General features: G+C 72.6%; 27 protein-coding genes. 10 read left to right on the top strand and 17 right to left on the bottom strand.

Going from position 1 to position 25,688, the window contains the following annotated elements:
- Positions 1 to 73: 73 nt before the first annotated feature.
- Complete coding sequence (locus I4I81_RS26475) at positions 74 to 715, bottom strand: DUF3159 domain-containing protein (protein WP_226363588.1); 642 nt, start codon at positions 713 to 715, stop codon at positions 74 to 76.
- Between the two features lie 127 nt (positions 716 to 842).
- Between I4I81_RS26475 and I4I81_RS26470 the strand changes: the two genes are divergently transcribed.
- Positions 843 to 1,613, top strand: a complete 771-nt coding sequence (locus tag I4I81_RS26470; protein WP_218601485.1) for an SGNH/GDSL hydrolase family protein — start codon at positions 843 to 845, stop codon at positions 1,611 to 1,613.
- Between the two features lie 6 nt (positions 1,614 to 1,619).
- On the opposite strand, the gene thpD is transcribed toward I4I81_RS26470, so the two are convergent.
- From thpD to I4I81_RS26435, 7 genes are all read right to left on the bottom strand, one after another.
- On the bottom strand, positions 1,620 to 2,522 hold the full coding sequence (thpD, locus tag I4I81_RS26465; RefSeq protein ID WP_218601486.1) for an ectoine hydroxylase: 903 nt from the start codon (positions 2,520 to 2,522) through the stop codon (positions 1,620 to 1,622).
- A gap of 3 nt (positions 2,523 to 2,525) precedes the next feature.
- Entirely contained in the window at positions 2,526 to 2,936 is a 411-nt protein-coding gene (locus tag I4I81_RS26460; protein WP_218601487.1) for an ectoine synthase, read from the bottom strand.
- Complete coding sequence (gene ectB, locus I4I81_RS26455) at positions 2,937 to 4,199, bottom strand: diaminobutyrate--2-oxoglutarate transaminase (protein ID WP_218601488.1); 1,263 nt, start codon at positions 4,197 to 4,199, stop codon at positions 2,937 to 2,939.
- Between the two features lie 7 nt (positions 4,200 to 4,206).
- Positions 4,207 to 4,803 carry a diaminobutyrate acetyltransferase gene (gene ectA, locus I4I81_RS26450; protein ID WP_226363587.1) on the bottom strand — a complete coding sequence of 199 codons (597 nt, stop codon included), beginning with the start codon at positions 4,801 to 4,803 and terminating at the stop codon, positions 4,207 to 4,209.
- 125 nt (positions 4,804 to 4,928) lie between these two features.
- The gene (locus tag I4I81_RS26445; protein ID WP_226363586.1) at positions 4,929 to 6,104 is read right to left on the bottom strand and encodes an MFS transporter; all 1,176 of its coding nucleotides are present in this window, start codon (positions 6,102 to 6,104) and stop codon (positions 4,929 to 4,931) included.
- Positions 6,105 to 6,121: 17 nt separating this feature from the next.
- Positions 6,122 to 6,937: an SDR family NAD(P)-dependent oxidoreductase gene (locus tag I4I81_RS26440; protein WP_218601490.1), complete on the bottom strand. Its 816-nt coding sequence runs from the start codon at positions 6,935 to 6,937 to the stop codon at positions 6,122 to 6,124.
- Positions 6,938 to 6,971: 34 nt separating this feature from the next.
- Complete coding sequence (locus I4I81_RS26435; RefSeq protein ID WP_218601491.1) at positions 6,972 to 8,576, bottom strand: flavin-containing monooxygenase; 1,605 nt, start codon at positions 8,574 to 8,576, stop codon at positions 6,972 to 6,974.
- A 52-nt stretch (positions 8,577 to 8,628) separates the two neighbouring features.
- On the opposite strand from I4I81_RS26435, the gene I4I81_RS26430 reads away from it, so the two are divergent.
- Genes I4I81_RS26430 through I4I81_RS26420 form a run of 3 tightly spaced genes read left to right on the top strand, consistent with a single transcriptional unit; the run spans position 8,629 to position 11,753 of the window.
- Positions 8,629 to 10,656 carry an NAD(+) synthase gene (locus tag I4I81_RS26430; protein ID WP_218601492.1) on the top strand — a complete coding sequence of 676 codons (2,028 nt, stop codon included), beginning with the start codon at positions 8,629 to 8,631 and terminating at the stop codon, positions 10,654 to 10,656.
- Positions 10,649 to 10,993, top strand: a complete 345-nt coding sequence (locus I4I81_RS26425; protein ID WP_218601493.1) for a hypothetical protein — start codon at positions 10,649 to 10,651, stop codon at positions 10,991 to 10,993. Before I4I81_RS26430 ends, I4I81_RS26425 begins: the two co-directional genes overlap by 8 nt.
- Before the next feature lie 7 nt (positions 10,994 to 11,000).
- The gene (locus tag I4I81_RS26420) at positions 11,001 to 11,753 is read left to right on the top strand and encodes a DinB family protein (protein WP_218601494.1); all 753 of its coding nucleotides are present in this window, start codon (positions 11,001 to 11,003) and stop codon (positions 11,751 to 11,753) included.
- A 40-nt stretch (positions 11,754 to 11,793) separates the two neighbouring features.
- On the opposite strand, the gene I4I81_RS26415 is transcribed toward I4I81_RS26420, so the two are convergent.
- The 5 genes from I4I81_RS26415 to I4I81_RS26395 form a co-directional block, all read right to left on the bottom strand.
- On the bottom strand, positions 11,794 to 13,590 hold the full coding sequence (locus I4I81_RS26415; RefSeq protein ID WP_218601495.1) for a flavin-containing monooxygenase: 1,797 nt from the start codon (positions 13,588 to 13,590) through the stop codon (positions 11,794 to 11,796).
- 40 nt (positions 13,591 to 13,630) lie between these two features.
- Positions 13,631 to 14,902 carry a GAF domain-containing protein gene (locus I4I81_RS26410; RefSeq protein WP_226363585.1) on the bottom strand — a complete coding sequence of 424 codons (1,272 nt, stop codon included), beginning with the start codon at positions 14,900 to 14,902 and terminating at the stop codon, positions 13,631 to 13,633.
- 69 nt (positions 14,903 to 14,971) lie between these two features.
- Positions 14,972 to 15,763: a class I SAM-dependent methyltransferase gene (locus I4I81_RS26405; protein ID WP_218601496.1), complete on the bottom strand. Its 792-nt coding sequence runs from the start codon at positions 15,761 to 15,763 to the stop codon at positions 14,972 to 14,974.
- Complete coding sequence (locus tag I4I81_RS26400; protein ID WP_218601497.1) at positions 15,753 to 17,486, bottom strand: choline/carnitine O-acyltransferase; 1,734 nt, start codon at positions 17,484 to 17,486, stop codon at positions 15,753 to 15,755. Before I4I81_RS26400 ends, I4I81_RS26405 begins: the two co-directional genes overlap by 11 nt.
- A gap of 19 nt (positions 17,487 to 17,505) precedes the next feature.
- The gene (locus I4I81_RS26395) at positions 17,506 to 18,315 is read right to left on the bottom strand and encodes a HalD/BesD family halogenase (protein WP_218601498.1); all 810 of its coding nucleotides are present in this window, start codon (positions 18,313 to 18,315) and stop codon (positions 17,506 to 17,508) included.
- A 41-nt stretch (positions 18,316 to 18,356) separates the two neighbouring features.
- Here I4I81_RS26395 and I4I81_RS26390 point away from each other — a divergent pair, with 41 nt between their 5' ends.
- Positions 18,357 to 18,935, top strand: coding sequence for an NAD-dependent protein deacetylase of SIR2 family (locus tag I4I81_RS26390; protein WP_218601499.1), 579 nt, complete (start codon positions 18,357 to 18,359; stop codon positions 18,933 to 18,935).
- Between the two features lie 41 nt (positions 18,936 to 18,976).
- Here the strand turns inward: I4I81_RS26390 and I4I81_RS26385 are convergent, their stop codons facing one another.
- Together I4I81_RS26385 and I4I81_RS26380 are read right to left on the bottom strand one after the other, a co-directional pair.
- The gene (locus I4I81_RS26385) at positions 18,977 to 19,372 is read right to left on the bottom strand and encodes a GNAT family N-acetyltransferase (RefSeq protein WP_218601500.1); all 396 of its coding nucleotides are present in this window, start codon (positions 19,370 to 19,372) and stop codon (positions 18,977 to 18,979) included.
- Between the two features lie 45 nt (positions 19,373 to 19,417).
- A complete protein-coding gene (locus I4I81_RS26380; RefSeq protein WP_218601501.1) occupies positions 19,418 to 20,092 on the bottom strand; it encodes a MerR family transcriptional regulator in 675 nt (224 codons plus the stop codon).
- A gap of 144 nt (positions 20,093 to 20,236) precedes the next feature.
- On the opposite strand from I4I81_RS26380, the gene I4I81_RS26375 reads away from it, so the two are divergent.
- From I4I81_RS26375 to I4I81_RS26355, 5 genes are all read left to right on the top strand, one after another.
- Complete coding sequence (locus I4I81_RS26375; protein ID WP_218601502.1) at positions 20,237 to 21,055, top strand: SDR family oxidoreductase; 819 nt, start codon at positions 20,237 to 20,239, stop codon at positions 21,053 to 21,055.
- Between the two features lie 28 nt (positions 21,056 to 21,083).
- Positions 21,084 to 21,920 carry a mycofactocin-coupled SDR family oxidoreductase gene (locus tag I4I81_RS26370; RefSeq protein ID WP_218601503.1) on the top strand — a complete coding sequence of 279 codons (837 nt, stop codon included), beginning with the start codon at positions 21,084 to 21,086 and terminating at the stop codon, positions 21,918 to 21,920.
- A gap of 16 nt (positions 21,921 to 21,936) precedes the next feature.
- Positions 21,937 to 22,749, top strand: coding sequence for a mycofactocin-coupled SDR family oxidoreductase (locus tag I4I81_RS26365; RefSeq protein ID WP_218601504.1), 813 nt, complete (start codon positions 21,937 to 21,939; stop codon positions 22,747 to 22,749).
- Positions 22,746 to 23,660, top strand: a complete 915-nt coding sequence (locus I4I81_RS26360; RefSeq protein ID WP_226363584.1) for an AAA family ATPase — start codon at positions 22,746 to 22,748, stop codon at positions 23,658 to 23,660. The genes I4I81_RS26365 and I4I81_RS26360 overlap by 4 nt, the downstream gene beginning before the upstream one ends.
- A gap of 107 nt (positions 23,661 to 23,767) precedes the next feature.
- Complete coding sequence (locus I4I81_RS26355; RefSeq protein WP_226363583.1) at positions 23,768 to 24,619, top strand: vWA domain-containing protein; 852 nt, start codon at positions 23,768 to 23,770, stop codon at positions 24,617 to 24,619.
- A gap of 20 nt (positions 24,620 to 24,639) precedes the next feature.
- On the opposite strand, the gene I4I81_RS26350 is transcribed toward I4I81_RS26355, so the two are convergent.
- Positions 24,640 to 24,870 (bottom strand): hypothetical protein, encoded by a 231-nt coding sequence (locus I4I81_RS26350; protein ID WP_218601505.1) that lies wholly within the window; start codon positions 24,868 to 24,870, stop codon positions 24,640 to 24,642.
- Between the two features lie 4 nt (positions 24,871 to 24,874).
- A complete protein-coding gene (locus I4I81_RS26345) occupies positions 24,875 to 25,681 on the bottom strand; it encodes an alpha/beta hydrolase (RefSeq protein WP_218601506.1) in 807 nt (268 codons plus the stop codon).
- Between the last annotated feature and the right edge of the window lie 7 nt (positions 25,682 to 25,688).

The following is a 25,688-nucleotide window of genomic DNA, read 5'->3' as shown; positions in this document are numbered from 1 at the left end:
CGGGTGGTCTTCACCCTGTTCAGCGAACGGCGGCTCTGGATCGTTTCCGATGATCACGCCCGAGTGGCGACCCTCACCGGGGGTGCCGGATCCCCCCGTGCCCTTCGGGCAGCGCCGAGCGCACCAGCGGCCAGGACGCCGCCACGCAGATCGCGACGAGCGGCCACGTCAGCACGGTCTGGGCGACGCCGAGCGCCACCACGAGGTTCGCGGAGTACAGCGGCAGGAACACCGCCAGCCGCACGACGTACTGTCCGACCCACACCCAGCTCGCGCGCTGGTAGCCGCGCAGCAGGTCCGGATCGCGGCGCCAGCGGGTCTGCTGCCCGAGCGCCGTGCCGACGACGAGCCCGAGCAGCGGCCAGCGCACCACGATGGACACCGCCCAGGCCAGCGCGCTCACGGCGTTGCCCAGCAACCGGACCAGGAAGAAGTCCGCCGCGTTGCCGGTGGCCAGCGCGACGATCGCGGCGATCGTGACCCCGAGCAGCCCGAACACGACGGCCCGCGGCCGGCTCCCCGCGCGTAGCCGCACGACCCCGATGACGCCGGCGGCGAGCACCGCGGCCCCGCCGCCCCAGGCGACCGGCCCGGACCAGCCCAGCATCCCCGCCAGGCCCCATCCGGCGACGAACGCCGCCACCGGCACCGTCGCGTCGACGGCACCACCACGGCCGCCGAGGACCTCGGTCAGCGACGGTTCGGTCGGGGTCACCCACTGAGGGTGCCCTATGGACACGGATAGATCACCGGTACTGGCGCGGATCGTCGCCGATGGGTGATCCTGGGATGACCTTCATCCGTCGACCGGATGAAGCCGACGTGAACAGGAGGCGGTCGTCATGGGCAGCTGGAACAGCTTCGTGGCCATCGGCGACAGCTTCACCGAGGGGCTCGACGACTGGAGACCCGACGGCTCGCCCCGCGGCTGGGCCGACCGCGTCGCCGAGCAGATCGCGGCGGGACGGCCCGGCTTCCGCTACGCCAACCTCGCGGTGCGCGGCAAGCTGCTCGACCAGATCGTCGACGACCAGCTGCCCATCGCGGAGCGGTTGCGCCCCGATCTCGTGGCGTTCTGCGCGGGCGGCAACGACCTGATCCGCTTCGGCTGCGACACCGACGACCTCGCCCGCCGCTTCGACGACGCTCTCGGCCGGATCGCCGCCACGGGGGCCGAGGTCTTCATCTTCACCGGCTTCGACCTGGGGCGGATGCACCCGCTGATCCGCAGGCTCCGGGGTCGCGTCGCCTGCTTCAACGAGTCGATGCGGGCCATCGCGGAGCGGCACGGCAGCCACGTCGTCGACCTGTGGGGGATGGCCCCGCTCGCCGACCCGCGCGCGTGGGGGCCCGACCGCCTGCACCTGCGACCCGACGCACACCGGCGCGTCGCGCTGCGGGTGCTGGAGACGCTCGGCCAGCCCGTCTCCGAGGACTGGCGCGCCCCGGTCCCCGACGGCGACCCGATGCCGTGGCGCGCCCGCCAGGCCGACGACCTGCGCTGGATGCGCGAGTTCGCCGTGCCGTTCGTCCGCAAGCGGATCCAGGGCAGGCGCACCGGCGACGGGTTCGTGCCCAAGCGGCCCGACCTGCTGCCGCTCGACGCCGGGTAGGGCTGGTCAGACCGGGGCCACCGCGCGCGCCGCGACGTGCCGCGGCCGCGGGGCCGGAGCCGCGAACGGCTCCTGCAACCGGTTCTGCACGCTGTTGAACACCACGAAGATGTTCGACCGCGGGTACGGGGTGATGTTGCCGCCCGAGCCGTGCATGCAGTTGGAGTCGAACAGCGTGGCCGACCCGGCCGCACCGGTGATCATCGCGATCCCGTGCCGGTCGGCCAGCGCCGTGAGGCTCTCCTGGTCGGGGGTGCCGACCTCCTGCTCCTTGAGCGACTCCTTGTAGTGGTCGGCGGGGGTCTCCCCCACGCAGGCCACGAACTCCTTGTGCGACCCCGGCATGATCATCAGGCAGCCGTTGTGCGCGTAGTTGTCGGTGAGCGAGATGGAGATGCTCACCGCGCGCGGCGACGGCATGCCGTCCTCGGCGTGCCAGGTCTCGAAGTCGGAGTGCCAGTAGAAGCCGCCGCCGCCGAACCCGGGCTTGTAGTTGATCCGGCTCTGGTGGACGTAGACCTCGGAGCCGAGGATCTGCCGCGCCCGGCCGGCCACCCGCTCGTCGGCGATCAGGTCGGCGACCTTGCGGCTCAGCGCGTGGACCTCGAAGACCGAGCGCACCTGCCCGGAGGACTTCTCGGTGATCGTGCGCTCGTCGGCGTGCACCGCGGGGTCGGTGGCGAGGCGGTCGAGCTCCGCGGAGAACTCGACCACCTCCTCGGGGGTGAGCAGCCCGGGGACCGAGACGAAGCCGTCGCGTTCGTGCGCCGCGAGCTCGTCGGCCGAGAGCAACCCCGGGGCCGTGCTCCACACCGCGGGTTCCGCCCGGTCGATGATCACCGGGCGGTCCGCCACCCGCGTGGGGTAGCGGTCGCCGTGGCGTGCCGTCCGTCGGTCCGTGACTGCCATGCCCTACGAAGCCTCCTTCTCCTCCTCGTCCACCGTGATCAGCGGGTACACGCCGTTCTCGTCGTGCACCTCACGCCCGGTGACGGGAGGGTTGAACACGCACACCGTCCGCATCTGCGTGCGCGGACGCAGCTGGTGGCGCTCGTTTCCGTTGAGGACGTAGATCGACCCGGGCGCGAGCGCGTAGGTCGTGTCGTTGTCCTTGTCGTACAGCTCGCCCTCACCTTCGGTGATGAAGACGGCCTCGATGTGGTTCGCGTACCAGAAGTCGTTGACGGTGCCGGCCTGCAGCACCGTCTCGTGGACGGAGAACCCGACCCGGTCGCCGCCGAGCACGATGCGCTTGCTGCGCCAGTTCTCGGTCTTGACGTCGCGGTCGGTGTCGGTGATCTCGTCGAGCGTGCGGACGATCATCTACTGGGACATCCCTTCGGTGACGGCGGCCACGGACTCCGCGACGATGGCGAGACCCTCTTCGAGCTCGTCGTCGGTGATGGTCAGGGCCGGGAGGATCTTCATGACCTCGTCGGACGGGCCGGAGGTCTCCATGAGCAGTCCCCGTTCGAACGCCGCGGCACACGCCTTCGCGGCGAGTTCCGGCTGCTCGAACTGGAGTCCGCGGGCGAGGCCGCGACCCTTCGGGGTCAGCTCGACGGTCTGCGAGCGGGCGGCGATCGCGGAGAACGCCTCGTGGACACGCTCGCCCTTGGCCAGCGTCGAGCGCTCCAGCGCGTCGTCGCTCCAGAACTCGTGGATGGCGGCGGTGGCGGTGACGAACGCGGGGTTGTTGCCGCGGAACGTGCCGTTGTGCTCGCCGGGGCCCCACACGTCGTGCTCCGGCTTGATCAGCGTGAGGGCCATGGGGAGTCCGTACCCGCTGATGGACTTCGAGATGCAGACGATGTCGGGCTCGATGCCCGCGATCTCGAAGGAGAAGAACGGGCCGGTGCGGCCGATGCCCATCTGCACGTCGTCGACGATGAGCAGGATGCCGTTGCGCTTGCACAGCGCGTCGAGGCCCTGCAGCCACTCGACGCGGGCGGGGTTGATGCCGCCCTCGCCCTGCACCGTCTCGACGATCACCGCGGCGGGCTCGTTGAGCCCGGAGCCGGAGTCCTGGAGGAGCTTCTCCATCCACAGGAAGTCGGGCTGGGTGCCGTCGAAGTAGTTGTCGTAGGGCATCGGGGTGGCGTGCACCAGCGGGATGCCGGCCCCGCCGCGCTTCATCGAGTTGCCGGTGACCGACAGCGCGCCCAGCGTCATGCCGTGGAACGCGTTGGTGAAGTTGATCATGGCTTCCTTGCCACTGATCTTGCGCGCCAGCTTCAGCGCCGACTCGACGGTGTTCGCGCCGGTCGGGCCGGGGAACTGCACCTTGTAGTCGAGACCGCGCGGCTTGAGGATCTTGTCCTCGAACGCGTGCAGGAAGTCGCCCTTGGCCGTGGTGTACATGTCCAGGCCGTGGGTGATGCCGTCGCGGGCCAGGTACTCCAGCAGCGGCTTCTTCAGAGCGGGCGGGTTGTGCCCGTAGTTCAGCGCGCCTGCGCCGGCGAAGAAGTCGAGGTAGGTGTTGCCGTTGACGTCGGTGAGGCGCGAGCCGACAGCGGTGTCGAACACGACGGGCCAGTTCCGGCAGTAGCTGCGGACCTCGGACTCCAGGTCTTCGAACACGGTCATCTCGTCATCACCTTCGCGTCAGCGTCTTCAGATCCATGGGCCCGATTCGGTAGAAGTACTCGGGTTCGTGCTCCGTGCCGAGTTCGGACTCGCCGAACAGTTCCGTTCGTTCCATCGACGTTCCCGTCCGCTTCGCCAGCCCGGCGAACATCGCGAGCGACGCGGCGTTGTCGTCGGTGACCGTCGTCTCGAGATACGGCACCCCGACCCGGGCGACCAGGTCGTCGAGCATCGTGGACGCCGCCCGCTTCCCGCGCGCCTCCTCGTGCACCGCGACCTGCCAGACGAACAGCGTGTCGGGCTGGTCGGGCCGGACGTAGCCGGTGACGAAGCCGACCACGCGGTCGTCCAGGCGGGCGACGATCGAGGTGGCGGCGAAGTCGCGGCACCAGAGCACGTACGCATAGCGCGAGTTCACGTCGAGGAAGGGCGAAGCGGACACGATCTCCCACATCACCGCGCCGTCGGCCGTGGTGGGAGCCCACGTCGTCATCGAGCCGGTTGCGGACATGACCAGGAAATCTACAGGTAAAGAGCTCGTCGGACAGGCGTACGGAACCTGACGTGACCCGTTCCGACGGATATCCGTGACGGCGGTCACCATCCGGTTTACCGGGTTCCGGTTGCGGCTACCGCTCCGTTCCCGCTGCTCCGGACGCCCGCCGGAGGAGGCCCGAACGCCGTGCCGGACGGCCTCCCCCGGCCTCCGCGAGGTTCCTCACAGCCGGCTCACCCCCGGCGCAGCAGGCTCGTGAACGCGCCCAGCGCCAACGCCGCCACGAGCCCCGCGAACACGACCGCGGTGGGGACCAGCCCGAACACCTGGACCCCGGCGCCGACCCCGATGACCGGGATCGAGATCGCCACGTAGACCAGCAGGAAGTAGCTCGACGAGACCTCGCTGCGGCGCGCGGCGGGCGCGGCGCCGGTGACCGACTGCAGCCCCGCTCGGAAGCTCGCGCCCTGCCCCGCTCCGGCGACGACCGCCCCGGCCACGAGCACCGGCAGCGAGACGATGCCGACCCCGAGCCCGACGACCGCGATCCCGACGGCCAGCGCGAGGCAGCCCCCGAGCAGCGACGTGCGCAGCGGGAGCCGCGCGGAGAGCAGCTGCCCGGCCGTCGAGCTGCCGAGCAGGGAGAACACGACGAGGCCGGAGAGCAGATGGCTCGGCTCGCGCAGGGTATGCGCGACGAACAGCGGCGTGACCGCGGTGAAGAAGCCGAGCACGGCGAACCCGGCGAAGCCCGCGATGCCGGCGCGGACGAACACCGGGCGGACATCGGCCGGCACGGACAGCCGCTGGATCTCCAGCCGCACCGGACCGCCGTCGCGGGTGACCGGCTCGGGCACCGCGAACACCGCGACCGCCCCGACGGCCACCAGCCCGAGGTGCACCAGGTAGGGCAGCACCAGCGGGAGGGGCGCCAGGTCGGCGAGCGCGCCCGCCAGTACGGGGCCCAGCCCGAGCCCGAGCATGTTGACGGCGGCGGCGAGCAGCCCGGCCCGCGCCCGGCCCTCCGGCGGGGCGAGGTCGACGATCGTGGCGGTCGCGACGCCGGTGAAGATGCCCGCCGAGAGCCCGGACAGCAGCCGCCCGGCGAACAGTGCGGGCAGGCTGTCCGGGATCAGGAAGACCAGCGAGCTGGCCGCGGCCAGGGCCAGGCCGGGCAGCAGCACCGGCCTGCGCCCGATCCGGTCCGAGAGCCGCCCGAACAGCAGCAGCGCGGCCAGCACCCCGACGGCGTAGGTCGCGAACACGACCGTGACCATCAGCCCGCCGAACCCGAGTTCCTGCTGGTAGATCGGGTAGAGCGGGGTGGGGAGGGTCGTGCCGATCATCGTCGCGAGGAACGCGACCGCGACGAGCAGCCCCGGCGTCCCCTTCGTCCGCACCTGATCCACTCGGCCACACTAAGCCGCTACTTCAGCGTGCGCCCCGCGACGATCGAGAACGGGCGCTGGTAGGCCGAACCCAGGAGGCGCACGAGGGCGTCGAGCACCTTCGCGTCGTTGCCGACGAGCACGCGGGCCCGGTTGCGGCGCACGCCGGCGAGGATGACGTCGGCGGCCTTCTCCGGGGTCATCCGCAGCATCTGCTTGTCGAAGCGCTCCATCGCGGCGCCGTCCTCGAAGCCCTTGCCGCGTGCGGCGTTGCGCGCGATGCCGGTCTTGATCCCGCCGGGGTGCACGCAGGTGACCTGCACCGGGTACTTCGCGATCAGCATCTCCTGGCGCAGCGACTCGGTGAACCCGCGCACCGCGAACTTCGCCGCGTTGTACGCGCTCTGGCTCGGCACCGAGAGCAGCCCGAACAGGCTGGACACATTGATCACGTGCCCGTCGCCGGAGTTGATCAGGTGCGGCAGGAACGCCTTCGTCCCGTTGACGACGCCCCAGAAGTCGATGTCGACGACGCGCTCGATCTCCTCGAACTCCGAGGTGAGGATGTTGCCCGCGAACGCGATGCCCGCGTTGTTGTAGACCTGGTTGACGCGGCCGAACTGCGCCACGACCTCGTCGGCGTAGGCCAGCACGGCGGCGCGGTCGGTGACGTCGAGGGCGTCGCTGCGCACCTCGGCACCGGACAGGGAGCCGACGGTCTCCGCGAGCCCGTCCTTGTCGACGTCCGAGAGCGCAAGCCGGGCCCCGCGCCGCGCGAGATCCTGGGCCAGTGCCCGTCCGATACCCGATCCCGCCCCGGTCACCACAGCGACGCGTCCCGCGAACTCACTCATGCCGCCAGATGGTGCCCTACTGACGAGTAACTGGCTAGCGCGAGGTGAGCTCGAACCCCGGATAGCCGTCGGCGACCACCTCGGCGCAAGCCCGCGCGTAGGCCGCGAACCCGCCCGCGTACGGCATGAAGACGCGCGGCTTGCCCGGGACGTTGGCCCCGAGGTACCAGGACGTGGCGGCCTCCGGGAGCAGCGTGCGCGCGGCCACCTCGTTGACGTGCGCGACCCACGCGTCCTCCGCGGCGGGGGTGGCCTCCATGCGGTCGATGCCCTCCTCGCGCAGGTGCACGACGGCGTCGGTGATCCAGTCGACGTGCTGCTCGATCGAGGTGGGCATGTTCGTCAGCACCGAGGGGCTGCCGGGGCCGGTGATCGTGAACAGGTTGGGGAAGCCGGCGACCTGCAGGCCGAGGTAGGTCACGGGCCCCGCCGCCCAGCGCTCCCGCAGCGTGACGCCGCCGGTGCCGCGGACGTCGATGTTCAGCAGCGGGCCGGTCATCGCGTCGAAGCCGGTGGCGAAGACGATCACGTCCAGCTCGTGCTCGCCCGCGGTCGTCCGCACGCCGGTGGACGTGATCTGCTCGATCGGCGTCGCCCGGACATCGACGAGGGTGACGTTCTCCCGGTTGAAGGTCTCGAAGTAGTGCGTGTCGATCGGCGGGCGCTTCGTGGCGAAGGGGTGGTCGAGCGGCACGAGCTTCTCCGCCGTCGCCGGGTCGTGCACGATGCCGCGGATCTTGTCGCGGATGAACTCCGACGCCGTGTCGTTGGCGGCGCGGTCGACCAGCAGGTCGGCGAACGACGCCCGGAAGCGCAGGCCGCCCCGCTCCCACGCGGCCTCGTAGATCGCCCGGCGCTCGTCCTCGGGGACCTCGAGTGCCGAGGTCGGGCTGATCAGGAAGGGATGGCCGTTGGTCGAGGCGCGCTGGACGGCGCGGATGTCGGCGTACCCGGCCTTGACCTCGTCCCGGAACGCCTGGTCCACCGGGCTGTTGCGCGCCGGGATGCTGTAGTTGGCGGTGCGCTGGAAGACCGTGAGGTGCGCGGCCTGCTCGGCGACCACCGGGATGACCTGGATCCCGGTCGATCCGGTGCCGACGACGCCGACCCGCTTCCCGGCCAGGTCGACGCCATCGTGCGGCCATCGCCCGGTGTGGAACCAGTCGCCGCCGAAGCCGTCGAGACCGGGGATCTGCGGGATGTTGGCCGCGGACAGGCAGCCGACCGCGGTGACGACGAACTGCGCCGACCACCGTTGCCCGCCGGCGGTGTGCACGCCCCAGCGGCCCGTGCCGTCGTCGAACTCGGCGCGGGTGACGCGGGTGCCGAACCGGATGTCGCGGCGCAGGTCGAACCGGTCGGCGACGTGCTCGAGGTAGCGCAGGATCTCCTCCTGCGCGGGGTAGCGCTCCGTCCACTCCCACTCCTGCTGGAGCTCCTCGGAGAACGAGTACGAGTAGTAGTAGCTCTCGGAGTCGCACCGGGCGCCCGGGTAGCGGTTCCAGTACCAGGTGCCGCCGACCCCGTCGCCCGCCTCCAGCACCACCGCCGACAGACCGGTGCCGCGGAGGCGGTGCAGCATGTAGAGCCCGGCGAACCCGGCGCCCACGACGACGACGCCGACCTCGTTGCGACCCATCGCACCACCTTCCCAGCTCGGCCGTCGATCCGCCGGGTGTCAGACTGCGCGGGTGTCGGACTTCCGTTCCGCGTACCGCCACGGCTTCGTGCGCGTCGCCGCCTGCACCCTGCACACCACGCTCGCCGATCCCGCCGCGAACGCCCGCGCCGTGCTCGAGTCGGCGCGCGCGTGCCACGACGACGGCGTCGGGGTGGCGGTGTTCCCGGAGCTGACGCTGTCGGGCTACTCGCTCGAGGACGTCGTCATGCAGGACGTGCTGCTCGACGAGGTGGAGCGCGCGCTGCTCGACGTCGTCGCCGCGTCGGCGGACCTGCTGCCGGTGCTCGTCGTCGGTGCCCCGCTGCGGCTGCGGCACCGGATCCTCAACTGCGCGGTCCTGGTCCACCGCGGCGCGGTGCTCGGGGTGGCCCCCAAGTCCTATCTCCCGACGTATCGGGAGTTCTACGAGAAACGCCAGATCGCCGCGGGGAACGACATACGCGGGACGATCCGCCTCGGCGGGGTCGACGTGCCGATCGGGCCGGACCTGCTGTTCGCCGCCGACGACGTGCCCGGTCTCGTGCTGCACGCCGAGGTCTGCGAGGACATGTGGGTGCCCGTGCCGCCGAGCGCGGAGGCCGCACTCGCCGGGGCGACCGTGATCGTCAACCTGTCCGGCAGCCCGATCACCGTCGGCCGGGCCGACGACCGCAAGCTGCTCGCGCGGTCGGCGTCGGCGCGCTGCCTCGCGGCCTACGCCTACGCGGCGGCCGGCGAGGGCGAGTCGACGACCGACCTGGCCTGGGACGGCCAGACCATGATCTACGAGAACGGGCGGCTGCTCGCCGAGACCGAGCGCTTCCCGATCGGCCCGCGCCGGTCCGTGGCCGACGTCGACCTCGACCTGCTGCGCGCCGAGCGCCTGCGGATGGGCACGTTCGACGACAACCGCCGCCACCACGCCCCCGAGACCCGAACGGTCGCCTTCCGGCTCGACCCGCCGACCGGCGACATCGGGTTGCTCCGCGAGGTCGAGCGCTTCCCGTTCGTGCCGTCGGACCCGGCGCGGCTGGAGCAGGACTGCTTCGAGGCGTACAACATCCAGGTCTCCGGGCTGGAGCAGCGGCTGCGCGCGATCGGCCAGCCGAAGATCGTCATCGGGGTCTCGGGCGGGCTCGACTCCACCCACGCGCTGATCGTCGCCGCCCGCGCGATGGACCGGGAGAACCGCCCGCGCACCGACATCCTCGCGTTCACGCTGCCCGGCTTCGCCACCGGCGACCGCACGAAGAACAACGCGATCCGGCTGTCCGAGGCGCTCGGCGTCACCTTCGAGGAGATCGACATCCGGCCGACGGCATCGCTGATGCTCGACAACCTCGGGCACCCGTTCGGCGACGGCGAGCCCGTCTACGACGTGACGTTCGAGAACGTGCAGGCCGGGCTGCGGACCGACTACCTGTTCCGCGCGGCCAACCAGCGGGGCGGCATCGTGCTCGGCACCGGCGACCTGTCCGAGCTGGCGCTCGGGTGGTCGACCTACGGCGTCGGCGACCAGATGTCGCACTACAACGTCAACGGCGGCGTGCCCAAGACCCAGATCCAGCACCTGATCCGCTGGGTCGCGGCCACCGACCTGTTCTCCGACGACGTGTCGACGATCCTCCTCGACGTCCTCGACACCGAGATCACGCCCGAGCTCGTGCCCGGCGACGACGTGCAGAGCAGCGAGGCGACGGTCGGCCCGTACGCGCTGCAGGACTTCACGCTGTGGCACGTCCTGCGGTACGGGTTCCGCCCGTCCAAGATCGCGTTCCTGGCCTGGCACGCCTGGCACGACGCGGAACGGGGTGACTGGCCGCCCGGGCTGCCGCAGGACAAGCGCGTCGCCTACGACCTCGCCGCGATCCGCCGCTGGCTGGAGGTCTTCGCCCGGCGCTTCTTCGGGTTCAGCCAGTTCAAGCGCTCCGCGCTGCCCAACGGCCCGAAGGTCTCCTCCGGCGGCGCCCTGTCCCCCCGCGGCGACTGGCGCGCCCCGTCGGACATGTCGGCCCGGATCTGGGTCGAGGAGATCCGCCGCGAGGTGCCGGATGCCTGACGGGGAGGTGGTGCTCCGGGCCGAGCGGGACGAGGACGGCGTCCGCCACCTCGCCGCGCGTCTCACCGCCGAGGGCGACCTCGTCGTGGAGGGCCAGGACATCGGGCCGGGCGTCGAGGAGTTCTTCGGCGAGGGCAACACCGAGTACGAGTGGGCCCACACCGTCCGCGTCGCGGACCTGCCGCTGCTCGTCGCGGCACTCGGCGGTGCTCCCGGCGACGACGTGCTCGCCCTCCTCGCGGAGCGCTGCGACGGACCGGACTCCGACGAGCTGTCCCGCCTGCTCGGCCCGGACGGCCCGGTGCCCGCCGACCGCTGGTCCCGGATCGGCGGCTGACGGCATCGTGGCGGCGAGCGAGCACGACCGCACCGACGCGTTCCGCGGAGCGCGGTTCACGCGGTCCGACCTGTCCGGTTCGACGTTCCACGACTGCGACCTGAGCGGGGTCCGGATCACCGGGGCCTTCCTCGACGGGCTCTCGCTGTCCGGCGTCTTCACGCGGCTCCTCGTCGACGACGTCGACGTGACCGGGTTCGTGACCGCCGAGCTGGAACGGCGGCACCCGGAGCGGGTGCTGATCCGGACGATGCGGACGGTCGACGAGCACCGTGCGGCATGGGCCGAGCTCGAACGGCTGTGGGAGCGGACCGTGGAACGGGCCAGGGGACTGCCCGAGGCGGCCCGCCACGAGCGCGTCGACGAGGAGTGGTCGTTCGTCGAGACGCTGCGCCACCTCGTGTTCGCCACCGACGGCTGGGTGGGCCGGATGATCCTGGAGCAGCCCGCGCCGTACCACCCGCTCGGCCTGGTACCCGCCGACTTCGAGTCCGCCGACGCCGCCGCCGGCCTCGACCCCGACGCACGGCCCTCGTTCGAGGAGGTGCTCGTGGTGCGCGCCGGGCGGACGGCGCTGGTCCGGGCCCTGCTCGACGACCTCACCGACGACGGGCTCGACCGCGTCTGCCCGGGGTCCCCGTGGATCGGCGACCCCGACCAGCCGCGCGCGGTCCGCGCCTGCCTGCGCGTGATCATGAACGAGGAGCACCAGCACCGCCGCTTCGCCGAGCGCGACCTGGCGGTGCTGGAAGCTCGCTGACCGTGGGGTGGTCCGGCCGCATCCGGACCGGGACGAGCGGCTACGAGGTGTGGTGCACCTCCTGCAGCCTGTAGACCGGCGTCGGGATGCCCTCGACGCGCGCCTTGAGCTGCAGGGCGAGGTAGAGCGAGTAGTAGCGGCTCTGGTGCAGGTTGCCGCCGTGCACCCACAGGTTCTCCACGTTGGTGGGCTTCCACATGTTGCGCTGCTCGCCCTCCCACGGGCCGGGGTCCTTGGTGGTGTCGGAGCCCAGGCCCCACACCTTGCCGAGCCGGTCGGCCGTCTCCTGCCCGAAGATGCCGGCCGCGGTGCCGTTCATCGAGCCGTAGCCGGTGGCCCAGACGACGAGGTCGGCCTCCAGGCGGGTGCCGTCGGCGAGCACGACCTCCTTCTCCGTGAGCTCGGTGACCTGCCCGTGCGCGAGCTTGATGCTGCCGTTCGCGACGAGCTCGGACGCACCGACGTCGATGTAGTACCCCGAGCCGCGTCGCAGGTACTTCATGAACAGGCCGGAGTCGTCGTCACCGAAGTCGAGACGGAACCCGGCCTTCTCCAGTGCCGCGTAGTAGTCGGCGTCGCGCTCGCGGATCGCGTCGTAGGTCGGCTTCTGGAACTGGTGCATGATCCGGTACGGCAGCGACGCGAAGATCGTGTCGGCCTTGAACGTGGTGACGCCCGCCTCCAGCGCCCGCTCGGAGTACAGGTCACCGAGGCCGAGGTCCATCAGCGAGTCCGACCGCACGATGTGCGTGGAGGACCGCTGCACCATCGTGACGTCCGCGCCGGCCTCCCACAGCGCCCCGCAGATGTCGTGCGCGGAGTTGTTCGAGCCGACGACCACGACCTTCTTGCCCTTGTAGGCGTCGGGGCCGGGGTGCCCGGAGCTGTGGTGCTGCTCGCCGCGGAACACGTCCTGGCCCGGCACCGTCGGCACGTTCGGCTTGCCGGAGACACCGAGCGCGATGACGACGTGCTTCGGCCGCAGCGTCACCTCCTCGCCCGCGCGGTCGACCACGACCTCCCAGGTCTCACCGCTGCGCTGCGCCGACTTCGCGGTGGTGGAGCCCCAGTAGTTGAGCTCCATGACCTTGGCGTACATCTCCAGCCAGTCGCCGACCTTGTCCTTCGGCGAGAACACCGGCCAGTTCTTCGGGAAGTCGATGTAGGGCAGGTGGTCGTACCAGACCGGGTCGTGCAGGGCGAGGGACTTGTAGCGCTTGCGCCACGAGTCACCGGGCCGCTCGTTGCGCTCCACGATGATCGTGGAGACGCCGAGCTGGCGCAGCCGCGCACCGAGCGCGATGCCGCCCTGCCCGCCGCCGATGATCACGACGTCGGGCTGGGTCGTGTAGCCCAGCTCCGCCGCCTCCTTCTCGCGGCTCTCCAGCCAGGTGACGCGGTCGGGGTTGGCCCCGTGCTCGGCCCCCATCGGGCGGCGGTCGCGCGAGGGCTCCTCGTGGCCCTTGAGCTCGTCGAGCGTGGTGAGGAACGTGAACGCCTTGCCGTCGGCGGTCAGGCGCAGCAGCCCGCTGCCCCGCCCGACGGCGGTCTCGAACGCGATCCACGCCGTGGTGACGCCGTCGGCCTCGGCCGGCTCCTCGGTCGTGCGGAAGTCGGTGGCGCCGGCGTCGGTGTTGCGGAGCAGGTCCGCGACGCCCTCGGGGCCCTCGACGGTGGTGAGGTTCCAGCTGAACGCCACCAGGTCGCGCCAGAAGCTCTCCGCACCGAACAGCGCGGCGGCCGCGTCGGCGTCACCGGAGGTGAGGGCGGCCTGGAACGCGCCCAGCCATTCGTCGACGCGGACGGCGGCGTCGGTGCGGTCGATCGTGGACGTCATGCTGCTCCTTCTGCTGTGCTGGCCATGCCTGTGACCCACCTCATCCCGTCGGACGCTCCGGGGCAACCGTTGCAGCCGGGTTGCACAGCCGTCGGATCCCCGGAGCCGTCGACGTGCGCAGCACCCCGAGATCGGGCAGCACGACGTCGACCGTGGGGGCGATCCGGTAGGGCCGGGCCAGCAGCAGGCCGCCGAGCGACCGGCGCAGCCGCGACATCTCCGCGCGCACCGTGACGAGGTGCTCCCGGTCGCCGTAGAGGGCGGCCGACAGCGCGCCAGCGTCCATCCCGACGGCGCCCGCGTCGGCGAGCAGCACGAGGACCTCCGCGTGCCGCGTGGACAGCGGGTGCACCCACCGGTTGGCGCCGTCGACGACGGCCCGGGGCGGGCGCTGCGCGAGGTCGAGTTCCAGCCGGATCGGCGCGACGCTGGCGACGCGCAGCAGCCAGCCCCCGGGAACCGGCTCCGGCAGGCAGACCCCGACCCCGTGGATCGCGATCGGGTGGCCCGGCCGGGGCACGGCGATCCGGTCGACGTTGGGCATCCCGGCGACGGCGGCGACCCAGCCGTGCTCGTCGGCCACCAGACCGGGGCCGCGCAGGTCCACCAGCAGCGGCGCGGCGACGTTGCGCAGCATCTCCAGGCGTGTCTCGTGGGTCCGCCACAGGCTCGCCTCGGCCAGCTTCACCGCCGTGCCGACGAGCGCGACGGTCGTCGGGTGGACGGTCTCGGCCGGGCCGCTGACGTCGACGACGCCGAGCAGCTCGCCGGTGCGGGGGTCGTGCACGGGGCACGCGGTACAGGTCCAGACGTGGTGGCTGCGCACGAAGTGTTCGGCGGCGAACATCTGCACCGGCGTGGCCTCGGCGATCGCGGTGCCGATGCCGTTGCTCCCGACGACGCCCTCGGACCAGTTCGCGCCCTCGGTGAAGCCCAGCCGGTCGGCGCGGTGGCGCACGGCCGTGGACCCCTCCCGCCAGAGCAGCACGCCATCGGCGTCGGTGATGACCATGATGTGGCGGGCGTCCTCGGCCACCGAGGTGAGCGCGGCGCGCAGCTCGGGGAGCACGCGCTGCAACGGGCTCGCGGCGCGGCGGGCCTCGACCTGCTCGGCCCCCATCAGATCGGGCGGGTCGCCCAGGTCGGGGTTGACGCCCTGCGCGCGGACGCGGCGCCAGGAGCGCGCCACCATGCCCCGCGGGTCGGCGGGCAGCCGGTCGCCGGAGAGCAGCGCGTCGTGCACGCGCGCGAGCATGCGGGCGTGCCGGGCCACGTCCACGCCCGATCTGACCGCGCAGACGCCTTCGTCCACGGTCACCTCCACCGATCCCGCCCTCCGGGCACCATAGCCGCCGGCGGCCCCCAACGGGGCGGGTCGCGCTCAGGCCGGGCGGCTCAGGAACGCCTCCGCGTGGAACCAGCCGTCGGCCTCCAGACCGGTCGGGTCCAGGCCCAGCAGACGCGCGTCGTGGACGGCGGCCTCGGCCTCCGCCGCGTCGGCGAAGCGGCGCTGCGGGTGCGTCCCGGGCAGCTTCTCGGTGATGAGACCGTGCCCCGCGAGCGCCGTGGCCACGTCGTCGTAGGGGAAGACCCGCAGGACGAACGCGAGCACCCAGGCGTCGGGGGCGTGGGTGAGGATCCGGTCGAACGTGGCCGGGCCGACGTAGCCGACCCCGCCGGTGCACAGGACCAGCGAGACGTCGGCGAGCGCGTCGATCAGCGACGCGGACGGGTCGGCCGCCTCCAGGTCCTCGGCCCATCCGTCCGCCATCACCCCGGTGGCGACGGCGTAGTCGATCGCGGGACGGGACACGTCGAGGCCGAGCACCCTGAGCCCGGGCCGGCGACGGCGGGCGGCGAACCACGCGGCGTCCTCGGCGATCACCTGCCCGTGGGTGAGACCCGCCCGCCCGGGCTCGACGGCGTGCGCGCCGAGCCCGTCGAGGTCGACGTCGTGGCCCAGCAGGGTGGCGTTGATCCCGTAGGAGCAGCAGACGTCGAGCACGGTGCCCGGGTGCTGCTCCAGCACCGACTCGACGACGGGCAGCGCGTGCTGCGGCACCTGGTACTCCAGCGGGATCAGCGTCCGGAAGTACTCCCGCGGGTCGCGCCCGCGGTAGATGTCGGTGAAGTCGGCCTTCTGCTCGCCGGTCTGCGTGCCGTCATTCCCCATCGGTGAGCAGCGCCTCCAGCTCGCTGACGGCCACCGGCAGCTCGCGGGCGAACACCGCCATCTGGTCGGCCACGGTGCGCGGGGTGCTGAGGTAGAGGTCGAAGCGGTCGGGGAGCATCGCGTAGCCGACCCCGATGCACTTCTCGCTCGTCGACCCGAAGCCCCAGTAGCGGATGTGCGGCGACGGGACCGCGCTGGTGCTCAGGTGGTCGTCGCGCATGACGGTCCAGCCCGGGGAGTCGAACAGCGTCATCGGCTCGCCGCCCCCGTTGCGCTTCTGCCGCATCTGCAGCTCCCACAGGTGCTGCTCCGGCGCGAGCCCGCCCTGGCACTGCCTGGCCCGCGCGACGTGCGCGTCGGCGGCGGCCCGGAACGCTTCGCGGCGCGTGTCGGGGTCCGGCTGGTCCATCGCCGCGACGAACGCCAGCACCTCGGGGGTGATCACGCGCATCGCCTCGGTCCGGCCGTGCCGGAACGAGCGCGTGGCGATCGACTCGTAGGTGGCGCCGACGTGGCCCTTCGCCCGCTGGTGCGCGAGCTGGAACGCCAGCTGCGCGAACGCGTCGGGCGAGCACTTGAGCGCCTTGGCGCGCTCGGCGTCGAAGTCGACCGAGAGTGTGACGGTGGCGGTCGACGCCGCGAATGCCGCGAAGTCGGCGCGGGCGGCGGCGACGTCGGCGCGCAGCGCGTCGTCGAGGGTCCACTCCAGCCGTCGCGTGGCAGGCACGGCGGTGCCGCCCCCGCCGGACGGCACTGCCTCCAGGATCGCGTCCAGGAAGGCGATGATCGTGGTGCCGTCGAGGTTGCAGTGCTCGCCGTTGAAGCCCGCCGTGCCGTCGGCGAAGACGATCAGCGAGACGCCCTTGTCGAACCAGCGGTTCGCGCTGTCGCCGTGCAGCAGGGCGTCGGAGGCGGCCAGGGGGTCGGCGGGCGTCGCGTCCTCGAGCGCGACGCAGAACAGCGCGCGCTCCAGCACGTCGAGGGTCCCGGCGTTGCCGGCGTCGAGCAGCGCGGCGCGGCTCGCGGCCCACTCCGCGCGGGCCTTGCTGGTCAGGGCGCCGACGCCGTCGCCGGGGGCCTCGTCGAGAACGGCGCGCAGGCCGGTGGCGATCTCGTCGGCGGTGTACGGGCGGCCGTCCGGGTCGATGACGTCGAGTGCCACCTGCGCGCCGCGGTGCAGCACCACGATGTGCCGCTCCTGCGACGGGCCGGGCCACTCGTCGGTGTAGGGCGTGCGGGAGGAGTCGCGCGGGTCGCCGGGGATGCGGGTCGCGGAGAACAGGTAGCGGTTCTGCTGCATCGACAGCGGCTTGCCGCGCTGCTCCGCGACGGGAAGCGTCTCGTCGTCGATGGAGAGCTTGTAGGCCACCGCCGACGCCGTGAGGTGCGCGGCGCGCTCGACCTGCCCGAGCTCGGAGTCCTCGAAGAGGAAGAAGAAGTTGGCGTTGAGCGCGATGCGGTCGCGGCGGCCGAGGTAGCGGTCGCGCCAGAAGTCGTCGAGCCAGCTCGCGACGCCGGGCTGCGCGTCGTAGGCGACGAGATCGGCGTGCAGGGCGTGGGCGGGCGAGCCGGGGGCCAGCAGCTCGGTGACGGCGGCCTCCGTCTCGGCGAGCTGCCCGGGGGTCAGCAGGGGCGCGCTCCAGGCGAGGAACCGGTCGGCGGACTCCTCCAGGGTGGGCAGCGGGACCCGGGGGAGCTCGTCCTCGTGGGAAAAGGTCGGCACGTCGTCGTCCTCGATCTCGTCAGTCCATCAGCTGGTCGACCCGCACGCGGGCCTCGGCCGCGCGGTGGGCGGGCGTGATGCGGCCGAAGAGCTGCCGCGTCCGGGCGACCGTACCGACCACCCCCGGCCGCTCGCTGTAGGCGAAGATCGCGGAGTGGCGCGCCGTGGCGCCCGTCACGGGGGTGACGCGGTGCAGCGAGTAGCGGCCGGCGAACAGCTGCAGGTCACCGGGGCGCAGCGCCAGCCGTTGCGCCGGGTACCGCCCGTCCAGCGCGGCGCGCACGTCGTCGACGTTCTCGGCGCGGGCCGACCGGATGTTCGGGCAGAACTCGAAGGCGCCGCCACCCTCGGGCTCCTGGGTGAGCATGCTGACCGTGAACTCGTTGGTGTCGAAGTGCCACGGGTGGCTGCGGCCGGGCGTCACGACGTTGAGGACGAGTCCGGAGAGCGGGTCGGCCAGCGGGAACACCTCGGGCAGGCCGAAGCAGTCGGCGACGAACCGCTGGAACCGCGGGTCGGTGTAGAGCCGCTCGATGATCGCGCCCGCGGGCAGGGCGTCGCGGGCGACGAAGGCGTTGCCGCGCTCGACCGTGCGGTGCGCGGGATGGTCCGGCGGCAACGTCGGGTCGGGTGCGGTGTTGTAGACGTTCACCGTCTCGACGTCGTAGTACGCGCGCGGCGCGGCCGCCGCCCCCTCCGCCCGCAGCGCCTCGCGGAGCTCCGGGGGCACGAAGTCGGTCACCACCGAGCACCCGTCCCCGGCGAGGTCCCGGCGCACCCGCGCCACCGTGTCGGCCAGCTCGACGTCGTCGTCGTCGATCAACAGCATCCGTCTATCCAAACCCGGGGACGCACCGAGTAGGAAGAGGTGTGCGTGAGATCGCCTGCGACGAGTCGGGTTACGAGGGTGCCCGGCTCGTCGGCGGCGTCACCGACGTGTTCGCGCACGCGGGGGTGGAGCTGACGATCGACGCGGCGGCCGACTGCGTCGCCGACCTGCGGCGCCGGATCCGCTCCCCCGCCCAGGAGTACAAGGCCAACCACCTGCTCCGCGCCAAGCACCGCGGCACCCTGCTGTGGCTGCTCGGGGCGTCCGGTCCGGTGCTCGGGCACGCCCACGTGCACCTGGTCGACAAGTCGGTGTTCCTGGGGCGCGGGGGGACCGACCTGCTCGTCCCGGCTCTGCTGGAGGCCTCGCGGGTGTGGGGCGACGGGATCACCGTCGTGCACGACCGGCAGAACGCACTCACCCCGGACCGCCTGGCCGCCCTCCCGTTCCCGGTGCGGTTCGTCGCGTCCGGGGACGACGCGCGCGTGCAGGTGGCCGACTTCCTCGCCGGGGTCGCGACCCGGGTGGCCTCGCAAGCGCGGGCCGGGCGGCCCGACCCGGAACTGGCCGCCCTGCTGCGGCCCTACCTGACGCCGACGTCGGACCCCCTGCTGCTCTGACCGCCTGGAGCTCGGCGTCGGCGAACGCCTGGGGGTATGGATCAGCGGTGGAGGCGCACGAGGGCGGCCGCGGTCGGTTCCAGGCCGCAGGCGTCGACGTAGAAGGGGGTCAGGTCGGCGGCGAAGTCGACGTGCAGCCAGGTGCAGCCCGCGTCGGCCGCCGACCGCACCGCGCGCGTGACCAGCTCCGTGCCGATGCCGGCACCACGGTGCGCCGGAGCGACGACCGTGTCGAGCAGGAACGCGTGCCGGTCGCCGTCCCAGGCCAGGTTGACGAACCCGACGAGCCGTTCGCCGTCGAACGCGCCGAGCCAGCTCAGGCTGTGCCGCTCCAGGCGCTCGCCCCACGCCACCAGCCGGGCGTTCTCTCCGAAGGCCGCCGCGTGCAGCTGGGACAGGGCCACGTCGTCGACGGGGCAGCGCTCGCGGATGTCCACACCGACGATGATCGCAGCTGCGCAGGCCCGGGGCGCGGACGCCGGTCAGCCCGACAGCGCGGCGATCCGGGCGAGCCGCAGCTCCAGGTCGGTGACGCGGAGCTGCGCCGCGACCAGTGCAGCCACGACCGACCCGAACGCCTCGACGGTCCGCAGGTCCGCCGGGAGCAGCCCGCGGTCGGACCGGGTGATCACGAACAGGGCACCGACGGGCTCGGCGTCGTCGACGCAGAGTGGCACCACCGCACCGTGCCCGGTCGAGCGCGGCTCGGGGAACGCGGCCTCGGCCGGGTCGAACACGCGGTGGCCGCGGCTGCGGTGGGCCTGCGCGACGGCCGCGGGGGCGGGGGTGTCGGCGAGCCGTTCGGCCAGCCAGCGCGGCACGCCGAACGCGGCGCAGAAGTGCAGGCCCGCGTCCGGTCCGGCCAGGTAGACACCCGTCGACTCGGCGTCCAGGGCCCGGGCGAGCGGCCGTACCGCGGCCCGGACGGCGGGCACCAGGTGCACGGCCTGCGGGGCCGGGACGGGGGGTGGCTGCGCGGCCACGGGATGGGCCCGCCCCAGAAAGCGGTCGAGGTCGGCGGGGTCGTAGCGGCGGTGCCCGCCCGGCGTGCGGCTCGGCACGAGCAGGCCGGCCTCCTCCGCCGCGAGCAGTGTCGTGCGGCACATCCCGAGCGCGCGAGCCGCCTCCCCCACCGTCAACCGCCGGGGCACCGTCATGAGCCGCCTCGATTCGCCCTGGATCCGTTCAGGAACGACTTGGGACCATCACCCGATGGTGGTACACCTCACTCCTTGACGCGGTCAACCCCCGACGAACCGGACACGACCGAAACGATTTCAGACGGTTCGGAGGTGGGGGACGTGGCGGCGACAGGACCCGTCGACCTCACCGGGCAGGTCGCCCTCGTCACCGGGGCCGGGCGGGGCCAGGGCCGCTCGCACTGCCTCGCCCTCGCCGACGCCGGGGCCGACATCGCCGCCCTCGACGTCTGCCGGGACCTCGACGTACCCGCCTACCCGCTGGCCACCCGCGCGGAGCTCGACGCCGTGGTCGCCGACGTGGTGGCCCGCGGCCGGCGCGCGATCCCGTTGGTGGCCGACGTGCGCGACCCCGCCGCGGTCGAGGCCGCCGTCGCCGCCGTCGAGTCCGCGTTCGGCCGGCTCGACGTGCTGGTGAACAACGCCGCCGTCGTCACCAGCGCCCCGTTCTGGGAGCTGTCGGAGCAGCAGTGGAGCGCCGTCGTCGACACGAACCTGTCCGGGGTGTGGCGCACCACCAAGGCGGCGTCGGCGCTGCTGCGGCGCTCCCCGCGCGGCCGGGTCGTGCACATCGGGTCCACCGGCGGGGTGCGCGCGGTGCCGGAGTTCGCGCACTACGTGGCGGCCAAGCACGGCGTCGTCGGGCTCACGCGGGCGATGGCGATCGAGCTGGCCCCGGACGGTGTCACCGTCAACGCGATCCTGCCCGGCGCCGTCGACTCGCCGATGCTCTCCGGCCTGGCCGACGAGCTCGGCCTCACCCCCGACGACGTGCACAAGCGCTGGCTGCACGACCAGCTGCTGATGGAGGTCATCTCGCCCGACGAGGTGACCGGGGCCCTGATGTGGCTGCTGTCCGACCCGGCCCGGCACGTCACGGGCCACTGCCTCGCCGTGGACGGGGGAGCCCTCGCCCGCTGAAGTCACCACCGACGCTCGAGGAGGAGCGATGGGGAAGTTCGACGGCAAGGTCGTACTGATCACCGGAGGGGCCCGCGGTCAGGGCCGCTCGCACGCACTGGCGTTCGCCCGCGAGGGAGCCGACATCGCGTTCTGCGACATCGCCGCGCAACTGGACTCGGTGCCCTACCGGATGGCGCGGCCCGAGGACCTCGACGAGACCGTCACGCTCGTCGAGGAGCTGGACCGGCGCTGCGTCGCCGTCCGCGCCGACGTGCGCGACCCGGGCCAGGTGCAGGCCTTCGTCGACCGGGCCCGCACCGAGCTCGGCCGCGTCGACGTCCTGCTGGCCAACGCGGGCATCTTCTCCTTCTCCACGGTCGCGGACATGACCGAGTCCGTTTGGCAGGAGATGATCGACGTCAACCTGACCGGCGTGTACCACGCGATGCGGGCCGTGGTGCCCGCGATGATCGAGCAGGGGTCGGGCCGGATCATCGCGACGTCGTCCATGGCGGGCAAGGTCGGCATGCCCAACATCGGCCACTACGTCGCCGCGAAGTGGGGTGTGATCGGCCTGGTGAAGTCGCTGGCGATGGAGGTCGGCGCGCACGGGATCACGGTCAACGCCATCTGCCCGACGAGCGTCGACACCGACATGATCCAGAACAGTGCCGCCTACGAGCTGTTCCTCCCCGACACCGAGAACCCGACGCGCGAGGACGCCGCCCCGGCGTTCCAGGCGATGAACGCGATCCCGGTGCCGTGGATCGAGCCGGTGGACATCTCCAACGCGATGCTGTTCCTCGCCTCCGACGAGGCCCGCTACGTCACCGGCGAGACGCTCGCCGTCGCCGCGGGCATGAACGCCGGCAACGCGGCCTGAGGGAGAGGAGACGATCATGGCTGGTCGATTGGAAGGCAAGGTCGCGCTGGTCTCGGGGGCCGCGCGCGGTCAGGGGCGGTCGCACGCGCTGCGGCTGGCGCAGGAGGGCGCGGACATCATCGCCTTCGACGTCTGCCGCCAGCTCGGGTCGGTGCACTACCCGATGGCGGAACCGGAGGACCTCACGGAGACGGTGCGCCAGGTCGAGGAGCTCGACCGGCGCATCGTCGCCCGGGAGGCCGACGTCCGGGACACCGGCGCGGTGCAGGCCGTCGTCGACGAGGGGGTGGGCCAGTTCGGCCGCCTCGACATCGTCCTCGGCAACGCGGGCATCGCCGGGTTCTCGGCGAACGCCTGGTCGCTCACCGACGAGGAGTGGGACGAGATGATCGGGGTTAACCTGACCGGGGTGTTCAAGACGGTCCGGGCGGCGGTCCCCGCGATGATCGAGGCCGGCAACGGCGGGTCGATCGTGCTCACCAGCTCCACGGCCGGGATCAAGGGGATGGCGCGCACCGCCCACTACGTCGCGGCGAAGCACGGCGTCGTCGGGCTGATGCGGGCGCTCGGCAACGAGCTCGCCCCGCACTCGATCCGCGTCAACACCGTGCACCCCACGGGCGTCAACACGCCGATGATCAACAACGACTACATCGGCAGCGTGCTCGCCGACGATCCGGACTTCGGTGCGAACCTGGCCAACGCGCTTCCGGTGGACATGGTCGAGCCCGTCGACATCTCCAACGCGATCCTCTGGCTCTGCTCCGACGAGGCGCGCTACGTCACCGGGGTGTCGCTGCCCGTCGACGCGGGGTTCCTGCAGAAGTGACCGCCACCCACGCGTCCCGGCGTGACGACATCGCCCGGACCGTCGTCGGGCGCCGCCGCGAGCTGGACCTGGTGCTCGCGGCGGTGTCCGCCGGACGGGACGTGATGCTGGAGGGCCCGCCGGGCACGTCGAAGTCGACGATCCTGCGCGCGATCACCGCGAACTGGGGCGTGCCGTTCGTGCTGGTCGAGGGCAACGCCGAGCTCACCCCGGCCCGGCTGGTCGGCCACCACAACCCCGCCCGGGTGCTGCGCGAGGACTACTCCGCCGACAACTTCGTGCCCGGCCCGCTCGTGGAGGCGATGCAGCAGGGCGGGTTCCTCTACATCGAGGAGCTCAACCGCGCCCCGGAGGACACCCTCAACACGCTGCTCGCCGCGATGGCCGAGCGGGAGGTCGCGGTTCCCCGCGTCGGCCTGATCACCGCGCTGCCCACCTTCCGGGTGCTGGCGTCGATGAACCCGTTCGACAACGTCGGGACCGCCCGGATCTCCGACTCCGTCTACGACCGGTGGTGCCGCCTCGCGATCGGCTACCAGGACGCGACGGAGGAGGCCGACATCGTCGCGGTCCGCACCGGTTCACCGGACGGTGAGCTGGTCGCCGACGCGGTGGCGCTGACCCGCGCGACCCGGGCGCACCCGGACCTGCGCCGCGGCTCGTCGGTGCGGGGTGCGATCGACCTGGCCGCGATCGCCGCCGAGCTGGAGCACCTGGGCAGCTACGACGGCGACCGGCCCCGCCGCATCCTCGACGCCGCCCTGCTCGCACTCTCCGCGCGGATCGGGGTGGACGAGGCGGCCGACGTCACCCCGGAGCAGGTGATCACCGAGATCTGGGAGAACCATTTTTTCTCGCGCCCCGGCGGGCCGCGCCGGGACCCCACCACCTCGACGTCGACAACGCCGTAGAGCTGCCCGGGGCCGGCGGCGGCCCGCGCGGCCTCACACCCCTGCGGCGCAGGCCCAAGCAGCTCGCCGAGGCCCCGGCGCTGTTCCGCACGGGGGCGGGCACCCCGGTGGTCGTCGACCTGTCCGGCGAGCGGGGCACCGGTGACCTGGCCCAGGCCGCGGGCGGGCAGGGCGTGCTCACCACGAAGCAGACCGCGCGGCACCGCGAGGTGGCCGAGCTGCTGGAGGACCGCACGCCCGACCCCGAGGTGGCCGCGCTGGCCCAGCGGATCGCCCGGCGCCTCGCGATCCGCCGCCGCCCGCGTGACCCCCGCGCCGAGCGCGGCTCCGGCCGGCTGGCGTCGGTGCCCTACCGGTACCGGTCCGACGACATCGACCTCGACCGCACCATCGAGGTCCTCACTGAGCGCCCGGTGCCCGAGGACACCGACATCGTGGTGCGCGAGCGGATGCGCTCGCGCCGCGACGTCGTGCTGATCGTGGATGTCTCGGGGTCGATGCGCGGGGAGAAGGTGCGGATGGCCGCCGCCACGGTCGCCGCGCTGTCGGCCGACCTCGTCGACGACCGGCTCGCGCTGGTGGCGTTCTGGTCCGACGCCGCGCTGCTCACCCCGCTCGAGCAGTACGTCCCCGCGTCCCGGCTGCTCAACCAGCTGCTCCGCATCCCCGCCCGCGGTCTCACCAACGTGCACTTCGCGCTCACCGTGGCCCACACCGAGCTGGCCCGGTCCTCGGCCCGGCGCCGCACCGCGGTCCTGCTCACCGACGCCGTCCACAACGCCGGGCCCGACCCCCGGCTCGTCGCCCGCCGCTTCCCCGAGCTGCACGTCCTGCTGCAGACCGACGGCGAGCACGACGCCCCCCTCGGCGCCGACCTCGCCCGGCTCGGCCACGGCCGGTTCGCCCCCGTCGCCGGGCACCGCGACGTCGCGCCCGCCCTGAACCGGCTGCTGCGCTGACCGGCTGCTGCGGTGACGGCTCAGTCGGCGGCGTCGCGCAGCCGCAGGACCACGCGCAGGACGTACTCCACGGCCGTCTCGTACGCCCCGCCGCGCAGCTCACCGCGCTGAGCGAGGTTGCGGGAGGCGAACTCCAGCTGCCGGTCGGGACCGGCGCGGCGGACGACCACCGCGGCGATCTCCTCGAGGTCGAGGCCGGGGTGGTCGAGCCGCGCGAGCGCGAACTCGACCACCAGCTCCTCGTCCGTCACCCCGTCATCGTCGCGCGTTGCGCACCGCCCACGCCAGGACGTAGTCGGCGATCTCCTCCCAGCCGGGCGCGGCCGGCAGCAGGTGCGGCTTCCCCCCGAACTCGACGTACTCGGTGAGCGTCCCGTCCGCCGTGTAGTGCTTCGCGTTGGAGCGCTGCACGGCGGGCGGCATGATGTGGTCCTCGCTGCCGCCGACCAGCAGCAGCGGCGCGCGGCCCGCGTTGGCGTAGTCGACGTGGGTGCCGCCGTGGCCGGGGGTGAGGTTGGCCAGTGCGCTCTCGAACAGGATCCGCCCGGAGACCGGCACGGCGTAGCGCTCGTAGAGGGCGCGGGCGCGGTCCTCGGGGAAGGTGTTGGTGAAGGCGTAGTTCCAGTGCTCGAAGTCGTAGGCGATGGCCCGGTGCCGGTTGGCCGGGTTCTTCAGCACCGGGAACGTCGACCTGACCTGGCTCAGCGGCACGATCGGCACGCCCTCGGTGGGCGCCGAGTTCAGCGCGACGCCGGCGGCGCCGAAGCCGTGGTCGAGCAGGATCTGGGTGAACGCCCCGCCCGCCGAGTGGCCCATGATGATCGGCGGCGCGTCGAGCCCGCGGACGACGGACTCCAGGTGCTCGACGATCGAGGTGATGGTCACCGCCTCGACCGGGGACGGGTCGGCGTTGAGCGCCTCGACCTCGACCTCGAAGCCGGGGTAGGCGGGCGCGAGGACCCGGTAGCCCTTCGCCTCGTAGTGCGCGATCCAGTCCTCCCAGCTCCGGGGGGTGACCCAGAAGCCGTGGACGAGGACGATGGTGTCGGGTGCGGTGGTCATGACGGGC

Origin of the sequence: Pseudonocardia abyssalis (assembly GCF_019263705.2) — a bacterium.
GTDB classification, from domain to species: domain Bacteria; phylum Actinomycetota; class Actinomycetes; order Mycobacteriales; family Pseudonocardiaceae; genus Pseudonocardia; species Pseudonocardia abyssalis.
This window is presented reverse-complemented; position numbering and strand designations above follow the sequence as displayed.